The sequence below is a fragment of the Falsiroseomonas ponticola genome, assembly GCF_016805305.1.
Classification (GTDB): Bacteria; Pseudomonadota; Alphaproteobacteria; order Acetobacterales; family Acetobacteraceae; genus Falsiroseomonas; species Falsiroseomonas ponticola.
In genome coordinates this window covers 514,602-532,371 of sequence record NZ_JAERQN010000001.1, presented here as the reverse complement: position 1 = coordinate 532,371, position 17,770 = coordinate 514,602, and the positions used below count along the sequence as shown (strand labels likewise).

General features: G+C 71.2%; 18 protein-coding genes. 10 read left to right on the top strand and 8 right to left on the bottom strand.

Annotated elements, in window-relative coordinates:
* Nucleotides 1–15 precede the first annotated feature (15 nt).
* On the top strand, nt 16–612 hold the full coding sequence (locus tag JJI54_RS02565) for a DUF938 domain-containing protein (RefSeq protein WP_203070620.1): 597 nt from the start codon (nt 16–18) through the stop codon (nt 610–612).
* A complete protein-coding gene (locus tag JJI54_RS02560; RefSeq protein ID WP_203070618.1) occupies nt 609–1,358 on the top strand; it encodes a sulfite exporter TauE/SafE family protein in 750 nt (249 codons plus the stop codon). Before JJI54_RS02565 ends, JJI54_RS02560 begins: the two co-directional genes overlap by 4 nt.
* A gap of 58 nt (nt 1,359–1,416) precedes the next feature.
* On the opposite strand, the gene JJI54_RS02555 is transcribed toward JJI54_RS02560, so the two are convergent.
* The 4 genes from JJI54_RS02555 to sdhC all read right to left on the bottom strand — a co-directional run bounded on the left by JJI54_RS02555 (nt 1,417) and on the right by sdhC (nt 4,966).
* The gene (locus tag JJI54_RS02555) at nt 1,417–2,199 is read right to left on the bottom strand and encodes a succinate dehydrogenase iron-sulfur subunit (RefSeq protein ID WP_203070617.1); all 783 of its coding nucleotides are present in this window, start codon (nt 2,197–2,199) and stop codon (nt 1,417–1,419) included.
* A gap of 14 nt (nt 2,200–2,213) precedes the next feature.
* Nucleotides 2,214–4,031, bottom strand: a complete 1,818-nt coding sequence (gene sdhA, locus JJI54_RS02550; RefSeq protein WP_203070616.1) for a succinate dehydrogenase flavoprotein subunit — start codon at nt 4,029–4,031, stop codon at nt 2,214–2,216.
* A 72-nt stretch (nt 4,032–4,103) separates the two neighbouring features.
* Nucleotides 4,104–4,511, bottom strand: a complete 408-nt coding sequence (sdhD, locus tag JJI54_RS02545; RefSeq protein ID WP_164697034.1) for a succinate dehydrogenase, hydrophobic membrane anchor protein — start codon at nt 4,509–4,511, stop codon at nt 4,104–4,106.
* Nucleotides 4,512–4,522: 11 nt separating this feature from the next.
* Nucleotides 4,523–4,966, bottom strand: coding sequence for a succinate dehydrogenase, cytochrome b556 subunit (gene sdhC / locus JJI54_RS02540; RefSeq protein ID WP_203070615.1), 444 nt, complete (start codon nt 4,964–4,966; stop codon nt 4,523–4,525).
* 166 nt (nt 4,967–5,132) lie between these two features.
* On the opposite strand from sdhC, the gene JJI54_RS02535 reads away from it, so the two are divergent.
* Nucleotides 5,133–5,312: a hypothetical protein gene (locus JJI54_RS02535; protein ID WP_203070614.1), complete on the top strand. Its 180-nt coding sequence runs from the start codon at nt 5,133–5,135 to the stop codon at nt 5,310–5,312.
* Between the two features lie 108 nt (nt 5,313–5,420).
* Complete coding sequence (locus JJI54_RS02530) at nt 5,421–6,623, top strand: FAD-dependent oxidoreductase (protein WP_203070613.1); 1,203 nt, start codon at nt 5,421–5,423, stop codon at nt 6,621–6,623.
* Between the two features lie 7 nt (nt 6,624–6,630).
* Here the strand turns inward: JJI54_RS02530 and JJI54_RS02525 are convergent, their stop codons facing one another.
* The 3 genes from JJI54_RS02525 to JJI54_RS02515 all read right to left on the bottom strand — a co-directional run bounded on the left by JJI54_RS02525 (nt 6,631) and on the right by JJI54_RS02515 (nt 11,274).
* Nucleotides 6,631–7,653 (bottom strand): aspartate-semialdehyde dehydrogenase, encoded by a 1,023-nt coding sequence (locus JJI54_RS02525; RefSeq protein WP_203070612.1) that lies wholly within the window; start codon nt 7,651–7,653, stop codon nt 6,631–6,633.
* A 187-nt stretch (nt 7,654–7,840) separates the two neighbouring features.
* The gene (locus JJI54_RS02520) at nt 7,841–10,159 is read right to left on the bottom strand and encodes a methyl-accepting chemotaxis protein (RefSeq protein ID WP_203070604.1); all 2,319 of its coding nucleotides are present in this window, start codon (nt 10,157–10,159) and stop codon (nt 7,841–7,843) included.
* Nucleotides 10,160–10,281: 122 nt separating this feature from the next.
* Complete coding sequence (locus JJI54_RS02515; RefSeq protein ID WP_203070602.1) at nt 10,282–11,274, bottom strand: TAXI family TRAP transporter solute-binding subunit; 993 nt, start codon at nt 11,272–11,274, stop codon at nt 10,282–10,284.
* An 88-nt stretch (nt 11,275–11,362) separates the two neighbouring features.
* Between JJI54_RS02515 and JJI54_RS02510 the strand changes: the two genes are divergently transcribed.
* From JJI54_RS02510 to JJI54_RS02485, 6 genes are all read left to right on the top strand, one after another.
* The gene (locus tag JJI54_RS02510) at nt 11,363–11,824 is read left to right on the top strand and encodes a DUF1489 family protein (RefSeq protein ID WP_456305572.1); all 462 of its coding nucleotides are present in this window, start codon (nt 11,363–11,365) and stop codon (nt 11,822–11,824) included.
* 167 nt (nt 11,825–11,991) lie between these two features.
* Nucleotides 11,992–12,261 carry a hypothetical protein gene (locus JJI54_RS02505; RefSeq protein WP_203070600.1) on the top strand — a complete coding sequence of 90 codons (270 nt, stop codon included), beginning with the start codon at nt 11,992–11,994 and terminating at the stop codon, nt 12,259–12,261.
* A gap of 243 nt (nt 12,262–12,504) precedes the next feature.
* Nucleotides 12,505–13,950: an FAD-binding protein gene (locus tag JJI54_RS02500; protein ID WP_203070598.1), complete on the top strand. Its 1,446-nt coding sequence runs from the start codon at nt 12,505–12,507 to the stop codon at nt 13,948–13,950.
* 1 nt (nt 13,951) lies between these two features.
* Nucleotides 13,952–14,356, top strand: coding sequence for a DUF4383 domain-containing protein (locus JJI54_RS02495; RefSeq protein WP_203070596.1), 405 nt, complete (start codon nt 13,952–13,954; stop codon nt 14,354–14,356).
* Nucleotides 14,332–15,435, top strand: a complete 1,104-nt coding sequence (locus tag JJI54_RS02490; protein ID WP_203070594.1) for a hypothetical protein — start codon at nt 14,332–14,334, stop codon at nt 15,433–15,435. The genes JJI54_RS02495 and JJI54_RS02490 overlap by 25 nt, the downstream gene beginning before the upstream one ends.
* Nucleotides 15,425–15,715 (top strand): hypothetical protein, encoded by a 291-nt coding sequence (locus tag JJI54_RS02485; RefSeq protein WP_203070592.1) that lies wholly within the window; start codon nt 15,425–15,427, stop codon nt 15,713–15,715. The genes JJI54_RS02490 and JJI54_RS02485 overlap by 11 nt, the downstream gene beginning before the upstream one ends.
* Here the strand turns inward: JJI54_RS02485 and JJI54_RS02480 are convergent.
* Nucleotides 15,655–17,379 (bottom strand): recombinase family protein, encoded by a 1,725-nt coding sequence (locus JJI54_RS02480; protein WP_203070590.1) that lies wholly within the window; start codon nt 17,377–17,379, stop codon nt 15,655–15,657. The two genes, JJI54_RS02485 and JJI54_RS02480, sit on opposite strands and share 61 nt — an antisense overlap.
* Between the last annotated feature and the right edge of the window lie 391 nt (nt 17,380–17,770).

Sequence of the window (17,770 nt, the reverse complement as noted above, 5' to 3'; positions counted from 1 at the left end):
CGGATGCCGGGGGGCATGAGCGACGATCCGCGCCGATACGCCCCCGCCACGCTGCGCAACCGCGACCCGATCCTGGCGCAGCTGCGCCGCCTGCTGCCGCCGCGCGGCCTGGTGCTGGAAGTGGCCAGCGGCACCGGCGAGCATTGCGCCCATTTCGCCGCGGCCCTGCCCGCGCTGGACTGGCAGCCGACGGACCCCGATCCCGGCAACCGCGCCAGCATCGCCGCCTGGTGCGGGGGTTTCGCCAATATCCGCCCCCCGCTCGCGCTGGATGCCAGCGCCGATTGGCCCATCGCCGCCGCCGATGCCCTGCTCTGCATCAACATGATCCACATCGCCCCCTGGACGGCGACCAAGGGCCTGCTGCGCGGCGCGGCGCGGGTGCTGCCGCCGGGTGCCCCCCTGATCCTCTACGGCCCCTACCGCCAGGCGGCCGTGCCGACCGCGCCGAGCAACGAGGAATTCGACCAGAGCCTCCGCGCCCGCGACCCCGCATGGGGGCTGCGGCATCTGGAGGAGGTTGCCGCGCTGGCCGCCACCCGGGGCTTCGCCCCGCCCGAGGTCACGCCCATGCCGGCCAACAACCTCATCGTCGTGTTCCGCCGGGCATGACGATCCCGGAGGGCATTCCGCTGGCCGCCCTGGTCCTGGCATCCCTCGCGAGTGGCATCGCCCGCGGCTTCTCCGGCTTCGGCGCGGCGCTGATCTTCATGCCGCTGGCGGCCTTCGCGGTGGGGCCGCGGCTGGCGGCGCCGCTGCTGCTGGTGATCGACTTCGTGCCGATGATCCTGCTGCTGCGGGGCGCCTGGGGCCTGGCGGACAAGGCGGAGGTGGGGTGGCTCAGCCTCGGCGTGCTGCTGGGCCTGCCCTTCGGCATCGGGCTGCTGGCCATGGCCGATCCGCTGGCGCTGCGCTGGCTGGTGGCCGGCGTGATCCTGGCGCTGCTGGCGCTGGCGGCCTCGGGGCTTCGCTTCCCCGCCACGCCGCATCGGGGGGCCGCCATCGGCGTGGGCGGGGTGGCGGGGGTGCTGGCGGGCGTGGCGCTGGTGCCGGGGCCGCCGGTGATGGCCTGGCTGCTCGGCCGCCACCTGCCGCCGGCGCAGCTGCGCGCCGTCTTCAACCTGTTCCTGGCGGCGAGTGGCTTCCTGACCGCGGCGGGCTTCGCCATCGCCGGCCTGTTCAGCGCGGCGCTGCTGGGCCCGCTGGTCGTGGCGGCACCGGTCTATGCCTTCGGCACCTGGGTCGGCACGCGGCTCTTCACCATCATGTCCCCGGTGGTCTTCCGCCGCGCCTGCTACGCGATGATCGCGGCCTCCGCCCTGCTGTCGCTGCCGCTGCTGGATCCCTATCTCCGCTGAAACGCAAAAGGGCCCGCCGTCGCCGGCGGGCCCTTCCATGCCTCAGCGGCGTGGTCGTTCAGACCTGGCGCTCGGCCAGCATCTTCTTGATCTCGCCGATCGCCTGGCCCGGGTTCAGCCCCTTCGGGCAGGTGCGGGCGCAGTTCATGATGGTGTGGCAGCGATAGAGCTTGAAGGGATCCTCCAGCGCATCCAGCCGCTCGCCCGTCGCCTCGTCGCGGCTGTCCGCGATCCAGCGATAGGCCTGCAGCAGCACCGCCGGGCCCAGATACCGGTCGCCGTTCCACCAGTAGGAGGGGCAGGCCGTCGAGCAGCAGAAGCAGAGGATGCATTCCCAGAGGCCGTCGAGCTTCGCCCGCTCCTCCTTCGACTGCAGCCGCTCCCCATCCGGCGGCGGGGGCGTATCGGCCTTCAGCCAGGGCTCCACGCTGCGGAGCTGCGCGTAGATCTGGCTGAGGTCGGGCACCAGATCCTTCACCACCGGCATGTGCGGCAGCGGGTGGATCTTCACCTCGCCCTTCACATCCTCGATCGGCTTCAGGCAGGCCAGGGTGTTCAGCCCGTCGATGTTCATCGAGCAGGAGCCGCAGATGCCCTCCCGGCAGGACCGCCGGAAGGTCAGCGTGGTGTCCACCTCGTTCTTGATCTTGATGAGGGCATCGAGAACCATCGGCCCGCAGGCATCGAGGTCGATGTCATAGGTATCCGTGCGCGGGTTCTCCCCGCTATCGGGATCCCAGCGATAGATCTTGAAGCTCCGCACCTTCTTCGCGCCATGCGGCGCGGGATAGTGCTTGCCCTTCGAGATCGTGGAGTTCTTGGGCAGCGTAAAGGTAGCCATGATCCATCGGGCTCCTAGTACACGCGGGCCTTGGGCGGGAAGACCTGCACTTCGTTGGTCAGCGTGCGCATCTTCACGTCGCGGTAGTCGAGCTTGACGTTCCGCTTGTCATCGACCCAGGCGAGGGTGTGCTTCATCCAGTTCTGGTCGTCGCGCTCCGGGAAATCCTCATGCGCATGCGCGCCGCGGCTTTCCTTGCGCGCATCGGCGCCGACGATCGTGGTCAGCGCGTTGCCGAGCAGGTTGTCCAGCTCCAGCGCCTCCAGCAGGTCGCTGTTCCAGATCAGGCTGCGGTCGGCGATGCGGATATCCTCGTAGCCCGCCGCCACCTTGTTCATCTTCTGCACGCCCTCGGCCAGCAGCTCGCTGGTCCGGAACACCGCGGCGTGTTCCTGCATCGTCCGCTGCATCTGCAGCCGGACATCGGCGACGGAGGAACCGCCCTTGGTGTGGCGCACCTTGTCGAAGCGGGCGAAGGAGGCCTCGCCCGCGCCCGGCGGCAGCGGCGCCTGGGTCGCACCCGGCTTGATCGTCTCGGCGGCGCGATGCGCGGCCGCGCGGCCGAACACCACGAGGTCGAGCAGGCTGTTGGTGCCAAGCCGGTTGGCGCCGTGGACGGAGACGCAGGCGGCCTCGCCCACCGCCATCAGCCCACGCACCACCCGGTCCTGGTCGCCCGCCGTCGGGTTCAGGACCTCGGTGTGGATGTTCGTGGGGATGCCGCCCATGTTGTAGTGGACGGTCGGGAGCATCGGGATCGGCTCCTTCGTCACGTCCACGCCGGCGAAGATCTTCGCCGTCTCGGAAATGCCCGGCAGCCGCTCATGCAGCAGGTCGGCGCCGAGGTGCTCCAGGTGCAGGTGGATGTGGTCCTTCAGCGGGCCGACGCCGCGGCCCTCCCGAATCTCCATCGACATGGCGCGGGAGACGACGTCGCGCGACGCCAGGTCCTTCGCCGTCGGCGCGTAGCGCTCCATGAAGCGCTCGCCCTCGGAGTTGGTGAGGTAGCCGCCCTCGCCGCGCGCACCCTCCGTCACCAGGCAGCCGGAGCCGTAGATGCCGGTCGGGTGGAACTGGACGAATTCATTGTCCTGCAGCGGCAGGCCGGCGCGCAGCACCATGCCGCCGCCATCGCCCGTGCAGGTATGGGCGGAGGTGCAGGAGAAATAGGCGCGGCCATAGCCGCCCGTCGCCAGCACCACGGACTGGGCGCGGAAGCGATGGAGCGAGCCATCCTCCAGGCACCAGGCGGTGACGCCGCGGCAGGCGCCTTCGTCATCCATGATCAGGTCGAGGGCGATGTACTCGACGAAGAACTCGCAATTGGCCTTCAGCGCCTGCTGGTAGAGCGTGTGCAGGATGGCGTGGCCCGTGCGGTCCGCCGCGGCGCAGGCGCGCATCGCCGGCGTCTTGCCGTAATGCTGCATGTGGCCGCCGAAGGGGCGCTGGTAGATCTTGCCGTCCTCGGTCCGGCTGAAGGGCACGCCGAAATGCTCGAGCTCGATGATCGCCGGGATCGCCTCGCGGCACATGTACTCGATGGCGTCCTGGTCACCCAGCCAGTCCGACCCCTTCACGGTGTCGTACATGTGCCAGCGCCAGTCATCCTCGCCCATGTTGCCGAGCGCGGCGCCCACGCCACCCTGCGCGGCCACCGTGTGGGAGCGCGTCGGGAAGACCTTGGTGATGCAGGCGGTCTTGAGGCCGGAGGCCCCCATGCCGAAGGTGGCGCGCAGGCCCGCGCCACCGGCGCCGACCACGACCACGTCATAGGTATGATCGACGATGCGATACGCACCATTGCCGATCGAGGGCTTCGAGATGGCGTTCATCAGCTGTGCCGTCCATTCATCAGGCGGGGCCCCGTAGCCCCTGCCGCCAGGCCTTGAACTATGGTCGCCGCGTCAGACCGCAATGCGCAGCACGGCGAGCGCCGCCGCCAGCGCCAGCAGCACGCAGACGAACTTCACCGCCAGCACGGCAGCGATCTTGGAACCCTCGGTGCTGGCATAATCCTCGATCACCACCTGCAGCCCCGCCGCGATGTGGTGGAAGGTCAGCCCGATCAGCGCCAGCAGCAGCACCGCGTTCAGCGGATGCCCGATCCAGGCCTGCGCCACATGGTGCGGCATGCCGGCGGAGGTGGCGAGCGAGGCGATGAACCAGATCGTCAGCGGCAGCAGCGCGATGGAGGTCACGCGCTGCCCCCACCAATGCGCGACGCCGGACTTGGCGGAACCCGCGCCCCGCACGCGGCCGAGCGGCGTGCGGAGCTGGGACTGGCGGGGCGCTTCCCCGGTCGAATGCGACATGGTTCAGCCCCTTACCAGGAGATCAGCAGCGCGAGCCAGGTGAGCGCCGTCAGCACGCCCGTGCCGACCAGCACCGCACGGCCCGTCTTGTAGACGGTCGGGATGTCGTAGCCCCAGCCCGCATCCCACAGCAGGTGGCGGATGCCCGCCAGCGTGTGGAACCAGGCCGCGCCCGTCAGCCCCATCAGGAACAGGATGCCGATGAAGGAGCCAAGAAACCATTGAACCGTGGCGAAAGCCTCCGGCCCCGACGCCGCGGCCACCAGCCACCACACCATGACAGCCGCGCCCACGGACCAGATCACGCCCGTGATGCGATGGCTGATCGACAGCGCGCTCGTCATCTGCAGCATGTCATAGACCTGCAGATGCGGCGACAGAGGCCGCCTGACCGGCGTGCCATCCGACCGGCGACCGATCATGGTCGCCTCCCGCGAATCCTGCATTGTCGACATGCGGCGCCCGCTCCTCATGGCGCGCCCGACGTCGAGGCAGGGCGCGCGCTCAACCTTGTGGATGCTTTTATGGTGCACCGCGCCATAGCGTCAACGCGGTGCAACATGGACAGGCGTCCATCCGACGAATCGTGCATCGAGGTTATAGGAATGCTATCCTATAGCCATGCGCAAGCCCGAGCCTCGCACGCTGCCGCGCTTCGCCCCCCGCCGCCCGGCCGCGCCCTGCCCGCCCCCCGGCGCCGAAGCGCCCGCCCGCCCTCGCCTGGCCCGGGCGCTGGAGGTGCTGCACAAGCTGCTGACCGGCGGCGCGGCGCTGGGCGCCATCCTGCGGCTGTTCTTCTGAAGGCGTCCCCCCGCCACCCCTTCCTTGCCCATCCGGGAAGGCCCGCCTACCGTCTTGTTGATGGAGACGCCACGACGCCGCGGCAAGCGGGCAACAGGCAGGGTAGCGGTGCTCGGGGCGGGCATCACGGGCTGCTCGACCGCGCTGTACATGGCGCGGCAAGGCTACAGCGTGACTTTGTTCGACCAGGCGCGACAACCCTTCGAGGGATCGAGCGGCTGGAACGACGGCAAGCTCCATCTCGGCTACCTCTACGCCGCCGACCCCAGCCTGGGCACCGCGCGCCAGCTGCTGCCCGGCGGGCTGCTGTTCAAGGACATCGTGGAGGACCTGCTCGGCGGCTCCATCGCCGGCGCCACCACGCCGCGGGACGAGATCTTCCTGCTGCACCGCGATTCCGTGGTCCAGCAGCCCGGCATCGACGCCTATTTCCGCCGCGTCTCCGACCTGGTGCGCAGCCATCCCGATGCCGGGCGCTACTGGGACGACGCCGCCCGCCGCGGCGCCACCCCCCTGACGGGCGCGGAGATCGCGGGCCTGGCGCCGGAAGGCGGCGCCATCCTGGGCGGCTGGCGGCTGCCGGAACGCAGCGTCTCCTCCCGCTGGCTCGCCCGCCGCTACATCGCCGCCCTGGCGGCGGAACAGCGGATCGAGCTGCGCGCCGGCACCCGCGTGCTGGGCGTGCGGCCGGCCGCGGCCGCGGACGGGCTGGACGGCCCCTTCCGGGTGGAGACCGAGGCCGGGCCGGACGGGCCCTTCACCATCGTCGTCAACGCGCTGTGGGAAGGCCGCTGCGTGATCGACCAGGGCATCGGCCTGGCCCCGGCGCCGGAGCTGACCCACCGCTACCGCTACGCGCTGTTCATCCACACCGCCCGCCCGGTGGCGCAGGACAATGCCCTGATCGGGACCGGCCCCTTCGGCGACGTGAAGGCCTATGGCGACCGGGATTTCTACCTGTCCTGGTATCCCGCGGGGCTGGTGGCGGAAGGCCGGGACGCCGCGCCACCGCCCCTGCCGGCCCTGGACGAGGCCGGGCGCCAGGCCCTGGCGGCGCGGATCCTGGACGGGCTGGCGGAACACCTGCCGGCCATCCGCCGCGTCGCGGACGGGGCGGCGCATACCGATGTGCAGGGCAGCTGGGTGGTCGCCCCGGGCAGCGGCCCGCTGCACGACCCCGCCGCCGGCCTGCACCGCCGCGACCGCTTCGGCATCCGCCGCACCGGCCGCTACGTCTCCGTGGACAGCGGCAAGTTCAGCACCGCGCCCTGGATGGCGCGGGAAGTGGCGGCGATGTTCCGGGGCGGCTGAGGACGCCTCACTTCCCCACCAGCTTCCGCGCCACCAGTTCCTCCGCGATCTGCACCGCGTTCAGCGCCGATCCCTTGCGCAGATTGTCCGTCACGCTCCAGAAGCCGAGGCCATAGGGCACCGTCAGGTCGCGGCGCAGGCGGCTGACATAGACGGCATCCTCGCCGGAGGTCTCGGCCGCGGTGGCGTAGCCGCCATCCTCCCGCCGGTCGAGCACGATCACGCCCGGCGCCTCCCGCAGCGCGGCGCGGGCATCGGCTTCCGTCACCGGGCGTTCGAAGGCCACCTGCACGGCCTGGGCATTGCCGATGAAGACCGGCACGCGCACGCAGGTCGCCGCCACGGCGATGTCGGGGTCCAGGATCTTCCGCGCCTCCGCCGCCAGGGCCCATTCCTCCCGCGTCGCGCCGTCATCCATGAAGTCGCCGACATGGGGGATGCAGTTGAAGGCGATCTGCTTCGGGAACTGCTCGGCGGGCGGCGTCTCGTTCACATAGACGCCGCGCGTCTGGGTCCAGAGCTCGTCCATCCCCTCCCGCCCCGCGCCGGAGACGGACTGGTAGGTGGAGATCACCACGCGCCGCGCCTTGCCGATGTCGTGCAGCGGCTTCAGCGCGACCGCCAGCTGGATGCTGCCCGGGCTCGGATTGCCGATGATGCGCCGCTTGCGGAAGCGGGTGAGCGCCGCCGCATTCACCTCCGGCACCACCAGCGGCACGTCGGGCTCCATGCGGAAGGCGCTGCTGTCGTCGATCACGATGCAGCCCTGGCCGGCGGCGCGCGGCGCGTGCATCTGGCTGGCCGCGGCGCCGGCCGCGAAGAAGACAAGGTCCGTGTCGCCGAAATCGTGCCCGTCCAGGCCGCGGACCTTCAGCACCGCCTCCTCGCCGTAGGAAACCTCCTGTCCGCCGCCGCGGCCGGCGCTCAGCGCCACGACCTCATCCGCCGGGAAGGACCGTTCCGCGAGTGTCTTGAGGATCTCCCGCCCCACCGCGCCGGTGGCGCCGACGACCGCGACCTTCATGCCCATGCTGCCGCTCCTGCCTGGAAGGGGAGGGGCGGCTTAGGCGGAAGGCGCGGAGGGGGCAAGCCGCAGGCCCCCTCCGCCGCCGGGCCGGCGCATCTTCAAGTCGGGCGGGGCCGCCCGACGATCCGGAACATGCGCGAAACCAAGCGTCCGGACCGGTTCCAGCGTCGCGGCCGACGCTGAAGCCGGGCTACAGGGCGCGGACGGCGCGCAGGAAGCCGTCCGTCTTGGCGCGCAGCAGCTCCGCCTGGCTGGCCAGGGTGCCGCTGTCGTCGCGCACCGCGGTCGCCGCGCCGCCGGTGGCGTTGGCGGCGCCGCGGATGCCCTCGATCCCCGTGGCCACGGTCTGGGTGGCTTCCGCCACCTGGGCGGCGCTGCGGGCGATCTCCTGCGTCGCGGCGCCCTGCTCCTCCACCGCCGCGGCGATGGCGGTCGCGATCTCGCTGGTCCGTTCCACCGTCGTGCCGATGCCGCGGATGGCGGCGACGGCCTGGCTGGTGGCGGCCTGCATCTGGCCGATCTGCTGGCCGATCTCCTCCGTGGCGCGGGCGGTCTGCCCGGCCAGGGTCTTCACCTCGCTCGCCACCACCGCGAAGCCCTTGCCGGCATCGCCGGCGCGCGCCGCCTCGATGGTCGCGTTGAGGGCGAGAAGGTTGGTCTGCCCGGCGATGTCGCCGATCAGCCGCACCACGTCGCCGATGCGGGAAGCCGCATCCGCCAGCCCCTGCACGGTGGTGTCCGTGGCCCGCGTCTCCGCCACCGCCTGGCTCGCCACGCTGGCGGCTTCCGCCACCTGGCGGGAGATCTCGGTGACGGAGGCCGCCATCTCCTCGGCCGCCGCCGCCACGGCCTGCACATCGGCCTGCGCCCGCCCGCCCGCCGCGGCCACCGCCGCCGCCTGGGTGCCGGATGTCTCGGCCGAGGCGCTGAGCCCGACCGCGGATTGCCGCAGCCGCTGCGCGCTTTCCGCGACCGCGCCGACCACATGGCCCACTTCCCGTTCGAAGGTATCGGCCAGGCGCACCTTCTCCGTCGCCACGTTCCAGCACAGCATGGCGGCGGTGTAGTGGCCGGCGGCGTCGCGGATGGCGGAGATGCGCAGCTCGATCACCTCATCCCCCAGCATGATGCGGGTGGTATGCGGCAGGCGGGCGGGGTCGGACAGGATGGCCCGCTGGTGGCCGGGGTCCTTGTGGAAGATGTCGATGGACTGGCCGATCATGCTGTCCGCATCCGTCGGCATCAGGTGCCGCAGCCGCGCCACCAGCGCCTTCGTCTCCGCGTTCATGTAGGTCATGCGGAAATCGTCGTTGGGGTCGGCGGACATCACCGCGGTGGGCAGCTGCTCGATCATCTGCTGCTGGGCGAAGGCGCGGCCGGTGGTCACGCGCAGCGTCTCCAGCGCCTCGGCGATGGCGCCGATCTCGTCCCGCCGGCCGCGATGCGGCACGGCGATGGTCGCGTCGCCATCGGCGATCCGGCCCATCACGCCGGACAGGCGGCGCAGCGGCGCGCCGATGGCGCGGGCCAGCAGCAGGCCGGACAGCACCAGCACCACGGCGATGGCCAGCGCCGCCCAGATGGTGCCCTGGCGGGCGCCCTCGGCCTCCTGCGCCACGGCGGCGCGCTGCGCGGCGGAAATCCGCAGCGACGCCTCGCTCACCGCGCCGATCGCCTCGCGCAGCGCCGCGCGGGCGGGCTCCACCTGTTCGCGCCGCAGCTTCGCGATTTCCTCGCCCGCCGCCAGAACCTTGCTCGACGCCTCGCCCACCGCGATGGCGCGGTCCATCAGGCGGTTGATGTCCTCCTTCACGCGCGGCGGCGCCTCGATGGAGGCGAGGCCCCGGCCATGCACGCGCCCCTGCGCGATGCCGCGGCGCACGCGGCGCACCTGCGCCTCCTCCCCGGTCGCCAGCAGGCGCTGGATGCCAAGCCGCGTGTCGTTCACCGCGGCGTGCACCGTCATCAGCCGCTGGCGCGCATCCTCCTGCTGGTCGGCCGGCACGTCGAAGCCGATCGCCGCGGCCACCGCCTCGAACAGGCTGTCATATTCGCTGCTGCGGGGGAAAAGCTCGTTGTCGCGGGCCTGGATCATCAGCAGCCGCTGCCGCGCCACCTGTTCCAGCGCCTGGCCGTAGGTGGCCGCCGCGCCGTCCAGCCGCTGCAGCGCCGCCGTCATCTCCGGCCGGCCCAGCCGCTGCCCGGCATCCCGCACCACCCGGCGCCCCTGCTCCAGCGCGGCGGCGATCCGCTGCCAGGCCGGCTCCTGCTCCGCCTCCAGGTGCAGCAGCAGCAGGTCGCGCTCCAGCACCGCCACCTCGCGCAGCAGGCCCTCGCCCTCGTCCAGCCGGTCCATCGCGGCCTCGGTCTGGGCGGAGGCGGCCTGTTCCCCGATGATGCCGGTGGTGGCCCGCCACACCAGCGCCGTCAGCACGGCCAGCATGGCCAGGGTGAGCAGGGCCGAGGCCGCCAGCTTGCGGCCCACGGTGAAGTCCGGGATCAGTCGCATTCTTTTCGAGCTTCCGGATGAGTGTATGCCGGAAAACTCTCAGACCCACCTTGCCGGACAGTGAACGACGGGCGGTTGTAACGGCCCGCCTCACGGTTGTGTGAGGCAGCGGCGCAGGATCGTCAGGGCTGAACCAGCCGGTCCGGCACCGCATGCCCCGCTTCGCGCAGGTAGCGCGCGGCGCCGGGGTGGAAGGGCAGGAAGCTGTTCTTCGTCCAGTTCTCGGCCAGCGTCTCCGCCGCCGCGGCGATGGCCTGGCGGAAGCGCGCATTCTGCCCCAGCACCGCCTTGGTGATCTCATAGGCCACCTCGTCCGGCAGGCTGCGGTGGCCGATGGCGAAGTTGTACATGCCGACGATGGTCAGCGGCCTTTCCTGCTTGCGGTAGGTGCCCATCGGAAGCGTGCCCGGCGTCAGCTCCGCGAACTGCATCGTCAGCCGCCGCACCTCCTCCGCCGTGAAGTCGAGGAAGTGGACATCCGCCTGCGCCTCGACCTCGCTGAAGGCCGGCACCGGCACGCCGGAGGCGAAGAGGAAGCAGTCCAGCAGCCCGTCCTGCAGCTGGCCGACCAGGTCGGTGGCCGATCCGTAGCGCACGGCGGAAGGCCGCACGCCCAGCGTGTTCAGGATCTGCGGGTAGTAGGTGCCGGGCGTGCCGCCGCGCGGCCCCGCGCCCACCGACCGCCCGCCGAGCTGCGCATGGCCGGTGATGCCGCTGCGCTTCAGCGCGATGCCGTGGAAGGGCGTGTCGTACATCGGGAACAGGGCGCGGATCTCGCGGAAGCGGTTGCCCTGCGTCCATTCCGCCTGGCCGTTCCAGGCCTGCAGCGCGACCCCCATCGTCACCATGCCCAGCTCCGCCTCCCGCCGGTTCACCAGGATGATGTTGTGGTTGGGCCCCTGGGTGTTGCGGTAGGCGATGGCGATCCCCGTCGCCTCCTGCGCCATCTGCCCCCAGGCCGGGCCATAGAGGGCATAGGTCCCGCCGGGCGCCGCCGTGCCCATGGTCAGGCTGCGCGGCCAGGAGGGGTTGCGTGGCTGGGCGGAGGCCGCGCCCGCGCGCCAGGACGCCGCCAGGCCGAGGGCCGGGGCGGCAAGGATATGGCGGCGACGCATGACGCTTCCTCCCGTTCATTTATTGTTACCGGACGCCTTACTGCCGGACCGCAAGGGGGGGCAAGCCTGCCCGCGCGCCGGGCGGGGCTTGCAGGGACTCGGCCTGCTGCCACATGGCAGCGCCATGCTGCACCTGCTGAAACTCTGCGTCGGGCCGAAGGAGGTGGCGGAACTCGCCGCCAACCAGGCGCGCCGCGCCGCGATCGACCCGCCGCTGCGCCACCAGACGCGCATGGTGCCGAAGCGCGCGGCCGAGCTGACGGAGGGCGGGTCGCTCTACTGGGTCGTCTCCGGCTTCATCCGCGTCCGCCAGCGCATCCTGGATGTGCGGGAGGAGCGGTGGGACGATGGCAGCGCCTGCGCCGGCCTGGTGCTGGATCCCGAGCTGGTGCTGGTGGAGCCGCGGCCGCAGAAGCCCTTCCAGGGCTGGCGCTACCTGGAGCCCGCGGCCGCGCCGCCGGACGCGCCCCGCGGCGGCGCCGCCGCGACGGGGCTGGAAGCCCTGCCGCCGGCGCTGCGGCGCGAACTCCAGGCCCTCTGCCTCATCTGACGAGACTGCGCGCGAAGAACGCGCGCCAAGCGCTTTGGATTACATGGATTTCAGTTGCGCCCCATGGCCCCGTCAGGGGCCAGGGCGCACCCTGGGGCTCCCTCGACGGCGTTTCCCCCCGGTCGCCAGCGACGCTACCCATCCGCCCCGGAGTCAGGAACGCATCCATGCGCATGTCCCTTCGCCTGTTGTTCGCCGCCGCCGCCATCGCCGCGCCCGTCCTGCTGGCGGCGCCCGCCGGCGCCACCAGCCCCGTCGCGCCGAACGGCACGCCGTATGAGGAAGTGGCCGCGGCCCGCGACGGCCAGACCCAGACCCGCGCGCAGCGCCGCCAGCGCCGCGAAGCCGCGGCCGCCCGCCGCCACCGGCAGAACGGCCAGCGCGCCGCCGCCCGCCGCGCCCGCCCCGCCGCGCAGACGCCGGCCGGCCAGGGCTGAGACTTCGGCGCGCCCCAGGCGCGCCCGGCTTCGGCGCTGGCCATTTCCCGGCAGGCCTGCGCCGACGAGGCCGATCTGGTGGAGCCCCAGGCCCTTGTGGCCTTCGGCCCCCGCCCGGGGTCGGCCCCTTCGGGCCGGTCGCAGCGATGCGACCGGCCCTTTCTTTTGCCCGGGCGCCGCCGCCGCCACCCTTGGCCGCCGCCCCCCTTCCGCGCCACCATCCCACCCCTGGAGGAGACGCGCGTGCCGATCACCCGCCGGGATGCCCTGACCGCCACCGCCCTGCTGCCCGCGGCCGCCCTGTCGCCCCGCATCGGCGCCGCGCAGTCCCGCATCGTCATGAACGATGCCAGCCGGCTGAACCCCACCCCCGTCGCCCGCCACTGGCGCCCCGCGACCGACCGCGCCGGCGCCTGGCACGAAGCTCTGCGCGCCGAGCTGCGGGATGCCGCCGCCGCGCGCCGCCCCGTCGTGGTCGGCGCCGCCCGCCATTCCATGGGCGCGCAATCGCTCGCGCGCGACGGCACCGGCATCACGCTCACGAATCCCTGGTTCGAGCTGGACCGCGCCAACGGCATCGCCCGCGTCTCCGCCGGCGCCACCTGGTCGGAGATCATCGGCTGGCTGGACCCGCAGGGGCTCTCCCCCAAGGTGATGCAGTCCAATGCCGATTTCGGCGCCGCCGCCACCTTCAGCGTCAACGCCCATGGCTGGCCCGTGCCGCACGGCCCCTTCGCCAGCACCGTCCGGTCCTGCCGCGTCATGCTGGCGGATGGCACCATCCTGGACTGCGCGCGGGACCGGAACGCGGAGCTCTTCGGCCTGATGGCCGGCGGCTACGGCCTCTTCGGCGTCATCCTCGACCTGGATATCGAGGTCGTGCCCAACCTCATGCTCCGCCCCTATGCGCAGCTGCTGCCGGGCGCCGATTTCGCGGAGGCCTTCATCCCCCAGGTCGCGCGCGATCCCACCGTCTCCATGGCCTATGGGCGGCTCTCCGTGGCGCGGGAGGCGCTGTTCGAGGATGCGATCCTGACCGTCTCTCGCGCCGTCTCGCCCCAGCCCGCCACGCTGCCGCCGGCCGCCAACCACAGCCTGATGACCGGCATCTCCAACACCATCTACCGCCAGCAGATCGGCAGCGAGACGGCGAAGCGCCTGCGCTGGGTGGCGGAGACGCGCCTGATGCCCGCCATCGGCACCGGGCTCGCGACCCGCAACACGCTGATGGTCGAGCCCGTCTCCAACCTGGCGAACACCGCCCGCCGGCGCACCGACATCCTGCACGAATACTTCGTGCCGCCCGAGCGCTTCCGCGATTTCCGCCAGGCCTGCCGCGACATCATCCCGCCCGCCGCGGCGGAATTCATCAATGTGACACTCCGCTATGTCGGCACGGACGAGTTGAGCGTGCTCCGCTACGCCCCGCAGCCGCGCATCGCGGCGGTGATGTCCTTCTCCCAGGACATCTCGGCGGAGGGGGAGGCCGACATGCTGCTGATGACGGAGGCGCTGGTGGAGCGCGTCATCGCCCTCGGTGGCGCCTACTACCTGCCCTATCGCCTGCATACGCGGCGGGACCAGTTCCAGCGCGCCTATCCCCGCGCCGCCTTCTTCGCGGAGCGCAAGCGCCACTACGATCCCGGCCTGTTGTTCCGACACGCGCTGTGGGACGGCTATCTTGCCTGAAATGAGCCCACGTCTTGCCGCCTCGCTCCTCGCCGCCGCGCTGCTCTTCGCGGCCATCACCAACTACGTCCCCGCCTTCGTGGATGATGAAGGCCGGGTCTTCGGCCTCTTCCGGCTCGACATCTACAAGGATGCGCTGCACCTGGCGTCCGCGCTCTGGGCGCTGGCCGCGGTCGCGATGGGGCGCGCGGCCTCCGTCACCTTCCTCAGGGTCTTCGGCACGCTCTACTTCATCGATGGAATCTGTGGCGTGCTGACCGGCGCCAGCTTCCTCGACCTCAGCCTCTTCATCCACGGCATCGCGCGCGACATGCCCTGGATGGTCAGTTTCCTTTCCAGCATTCCCCATCTGGCATTGGGCGGCTTCGGGATGGCCACGGGATGGCTTGGCGCGCGTCGCGGATGAAGCGCCGGCCCTGGCGGCGCTGGGCCCGGCGCCTCGCGCTGGTGGTGCTGCCGCTGCTGCTGCTGGCGGCCGCCCCCGTGGTGGTGGTGGAGCAGCGCTGCGTCGCGGAATCCACCGACCGTGCCCCGCCCGCGCCGCGCTACGACCTCGGCGGCGCGGAATGGCGCCGCGCCGCGGGCGACAGCTTCCTGACCTATCCCGAATGGTTCATCGTCCACGCCTATGAGGACATGGCCGGCGTCGCGCGCCAGGCCTCCGAATCCTCCTTCGACTACCTCGCCTCCATCGCCGGCTTCTGGCGCAGCCTCTGCCACGCGACGCGGGAGGCCGCGCGCACCGGCGCGGCGACCGCCGACCAGAAGACGACGAACTACGTCATCGGCATCAGCTTCACCGCGGAGATGGCGGTGATCGGCGCCTATGAACGCACGATCGGCGCGCTCACCGCCTGGGCCCGCGGCCCGCGCCGCACGCCGGAGGACGAGTTCGCCCTGCGCGTCGCGGAGGACTACGCCACCTTCCTCCGCCAGGTGCCCTGGTACGAATACCCCTTCGCGACCGAACTCTCCCGCCTGTGGGAGGAGACGCCCTATGGCGAGGTCAGCCTGCTCCGCAGCACCGAACGCCGCGCCTGGCTCAGCGCCCTCTATGGCGGCCGCGCCGCCTATGCGGTGGCAATCGGCGCCCTGGCCGGCGCCGCCCCGGCCGCGCTCCGCATCCGCAGCGTCATCACGGGCGGCGATCCCGAGGCCGATCCCCGCATCACCATCCTCCGCCGCTTCGAGGACGGCGCCACCCTGATCGAGACCCCCCGCTACCGCGCCTTCACGGAAATCCTTGGCGGGATCGCGCAGCGGGCAGGGGAGGTGCGGGAGATCGCGGGCAATCCCCGCATCCTCGTCACCGTGCTGGCGCCCGATGGCGTGGCGCTGCCGGGCGACCCGGTCTTCGCCCTGCCCATCCAGTCCCGCCCGGGCTGGCGCCGCCTCGGCCTGGACGTGGCCCTGCCGGACCTCACCCGGCTGATGCGGGACGCCGCGGCGGCCGGCGCCAGCTTCGAGCACGCCTATGACTATTGAGGGCACGCTCCGCCTGCTGCGCGGCATGGGCCTGGCGCTGCTGGCGTGGTTCGGCGGCATGGCGGCGCTGGCGCTGGTGGTGGACCCGCCCGGCGCCATCGCCTTCGGGCCCTCCGCCTCGCTGGGCCGGGCGGTCAGCGCCACGGACGCGGCGCTGCTGGAAACCGGCAACGGCTTCGTGCTGCTGCGGGATGAGGCGCCGGGACTGCCGGCACGGCTCTATGCCAATGGGGCGTGGTTCGTGTGGCCGGCGCTGCCGAAGGGGTGCCTGCGGCTCTGATGGGGAAGGCTCTGCCTTCCCTTATCCTTCTTTGCCGAACGCAGCGCCGCGGCGGCCAAGCTGGTTTGGTCCCGGGCTGCCGGCCCCGCAAAGGGCGTAACGCCTGCGATGCCGAGCATAGCCGCGAGGTCACCGAAAAGCTCAATCCTGGGAGGCCCGCCATCGTCATCCGGCTGACCGATGACGATACGGTCGATCAGCGCACGCGCAGCCTCCCGGGCCTCGGTGGCCTCAGCACCACCGAGGGCCGTGTTCAGCGCCGCAACCCGTTCTCGGTATACGATTCCAAGATTCGGCACTGACTGCGGCGCGGGAGGCGGGCAGGCCTTCAGCGATGCTTCAAGTTTGCTCCGGCGCGCTTCCAGTGCGACCAAGCGCTGCTTCACGCTGTAGGCGGCCACCCCCTCCGCCAGTGCATCGACGAGGTGGGTGATGCGCCGCTCGACGTCGCGCAACTCTTCCTCATGGCCTGCCATCCCGGCCCGCTGCTCCGCGGCTAGGCGTTTCCATTCCTGTTCAAATGCCACGGAGAACTCGTCAGCCAGCCCGGGATCCATCAACTGCTTTGCCAATGCGTCACAGACCCTGTGCTCCAAACGACCCCGCCGTACAAAGGCGCGGTTCGTGCATATCCCCTCGCGCGCAGCCGTGCAGGCGAGGTAGTCGCTGCCAACGGCTTTGAACGTCCGCCCGCACTCGCCGCAGAACACCTTGCCTGAGACGACGGAATGCGGCCGGCGCCGTTCCCAGAAGTGCGGGCCGTCCGCCTCGATGCGGGCCGTGGCATCTCGGGCCAGCCGGTCCTGCACGGCGGCCCAGGTGGGCTCGTCGATCAGCCGGAGCTCCGGCAAGTCAGTCGTGACCAGGGCTTGGCGCGGGTTCGGCCGATTGACGCATTTGCCCGTCGTCGGATCCTTGAGCGTCTGCTGGCGGTTCCACACCCCTCGACCGGCATAGAGGGGATTACGAAGGATCCCGCTGCCGCGCCCGGCTCTGCCGCGGATGGTGCCCTCCAGCCAGGGTCCGCCGGCGGGGCCTGCGATGCCATCCGCATTCAGGGATCGCGCAATCGCCTTTGGGCTGACGCCGGCAGCGTAGTCCCGGAAGATCTTCTGCACGACGGTCGCCTTGGCGGGGTCGATCTCCCGTAGGCCGCGCTCCAGCTCGCCATTCTCAGCCAGCTTGCCGCGAATGAAGCGGTATCCGTAGGGGGCGCGGCCGGTACCGCGTCCGGCACGAGCGCGCCCTTCGAGACCACGCCTTGTCTTATCGGCGAGATCCTTGAGGTAGAGCGCCCCCATGGTACCCTTCAAACCGATATGGAGTTCGCTGATCTCGCCCTCTGCCAAGGTGATAACGCGGACGCGGGCGAACACGGCCTGCTTATAGAAGGAGGCGATGTACTCCTGGTCGCGCGACAGGCGATCCAGGCTCTCGGTCAGGACGACATCGATCGCCCCCGCCCGAAGAGCGCAGAGCAGTGCCTGATAGCCCGGGCGTTCTGTCGTGGCACCGGAGATCGCAGCGTCGCTTAAGACCTCAACGACCTGCCAGCCTTCGCTCTCGGCCCTTCTGTAGCAGACGCGAAGCTGGTCGGCGATCGACTGCTCGCGCTGTTGCTCGGATGAGTAACGGGCGTAGACGGCGCAACGCGGCTGGATCATGGAGGGCCTCCGTCTCGATCACGACGGGCTGTCGTGCGGGGTGCCCTCCTTGGCGTTCCGACATCGTAGCCGCTTTCCGATGGCCGTTCATCCCCCTTCTGAACCTGTTCCGCCCAGAGGCGGCGCGCCTCCAAGCGAGCCAGCGAGCGAGCCAGCTCACCCAGCGCTGCGACTGCTGGGGCGCTCGATCGTTGGATCTCGATAGTCGGGGTTGGATGCGAGATTCGACTGGGCTTCTGCATGGCCACGTTCGAATGCCAGCGCCGGGCTCACCGCGCGCAACCGGTTCAGCGGCCCGGTGCTACTCTGTGTCCACTCACGCCTCTGACCCGTATATCCAAGTGGTCGACGGGATGTGCTGATGCTTGCAGTGGATCCCACAATCCCCCTA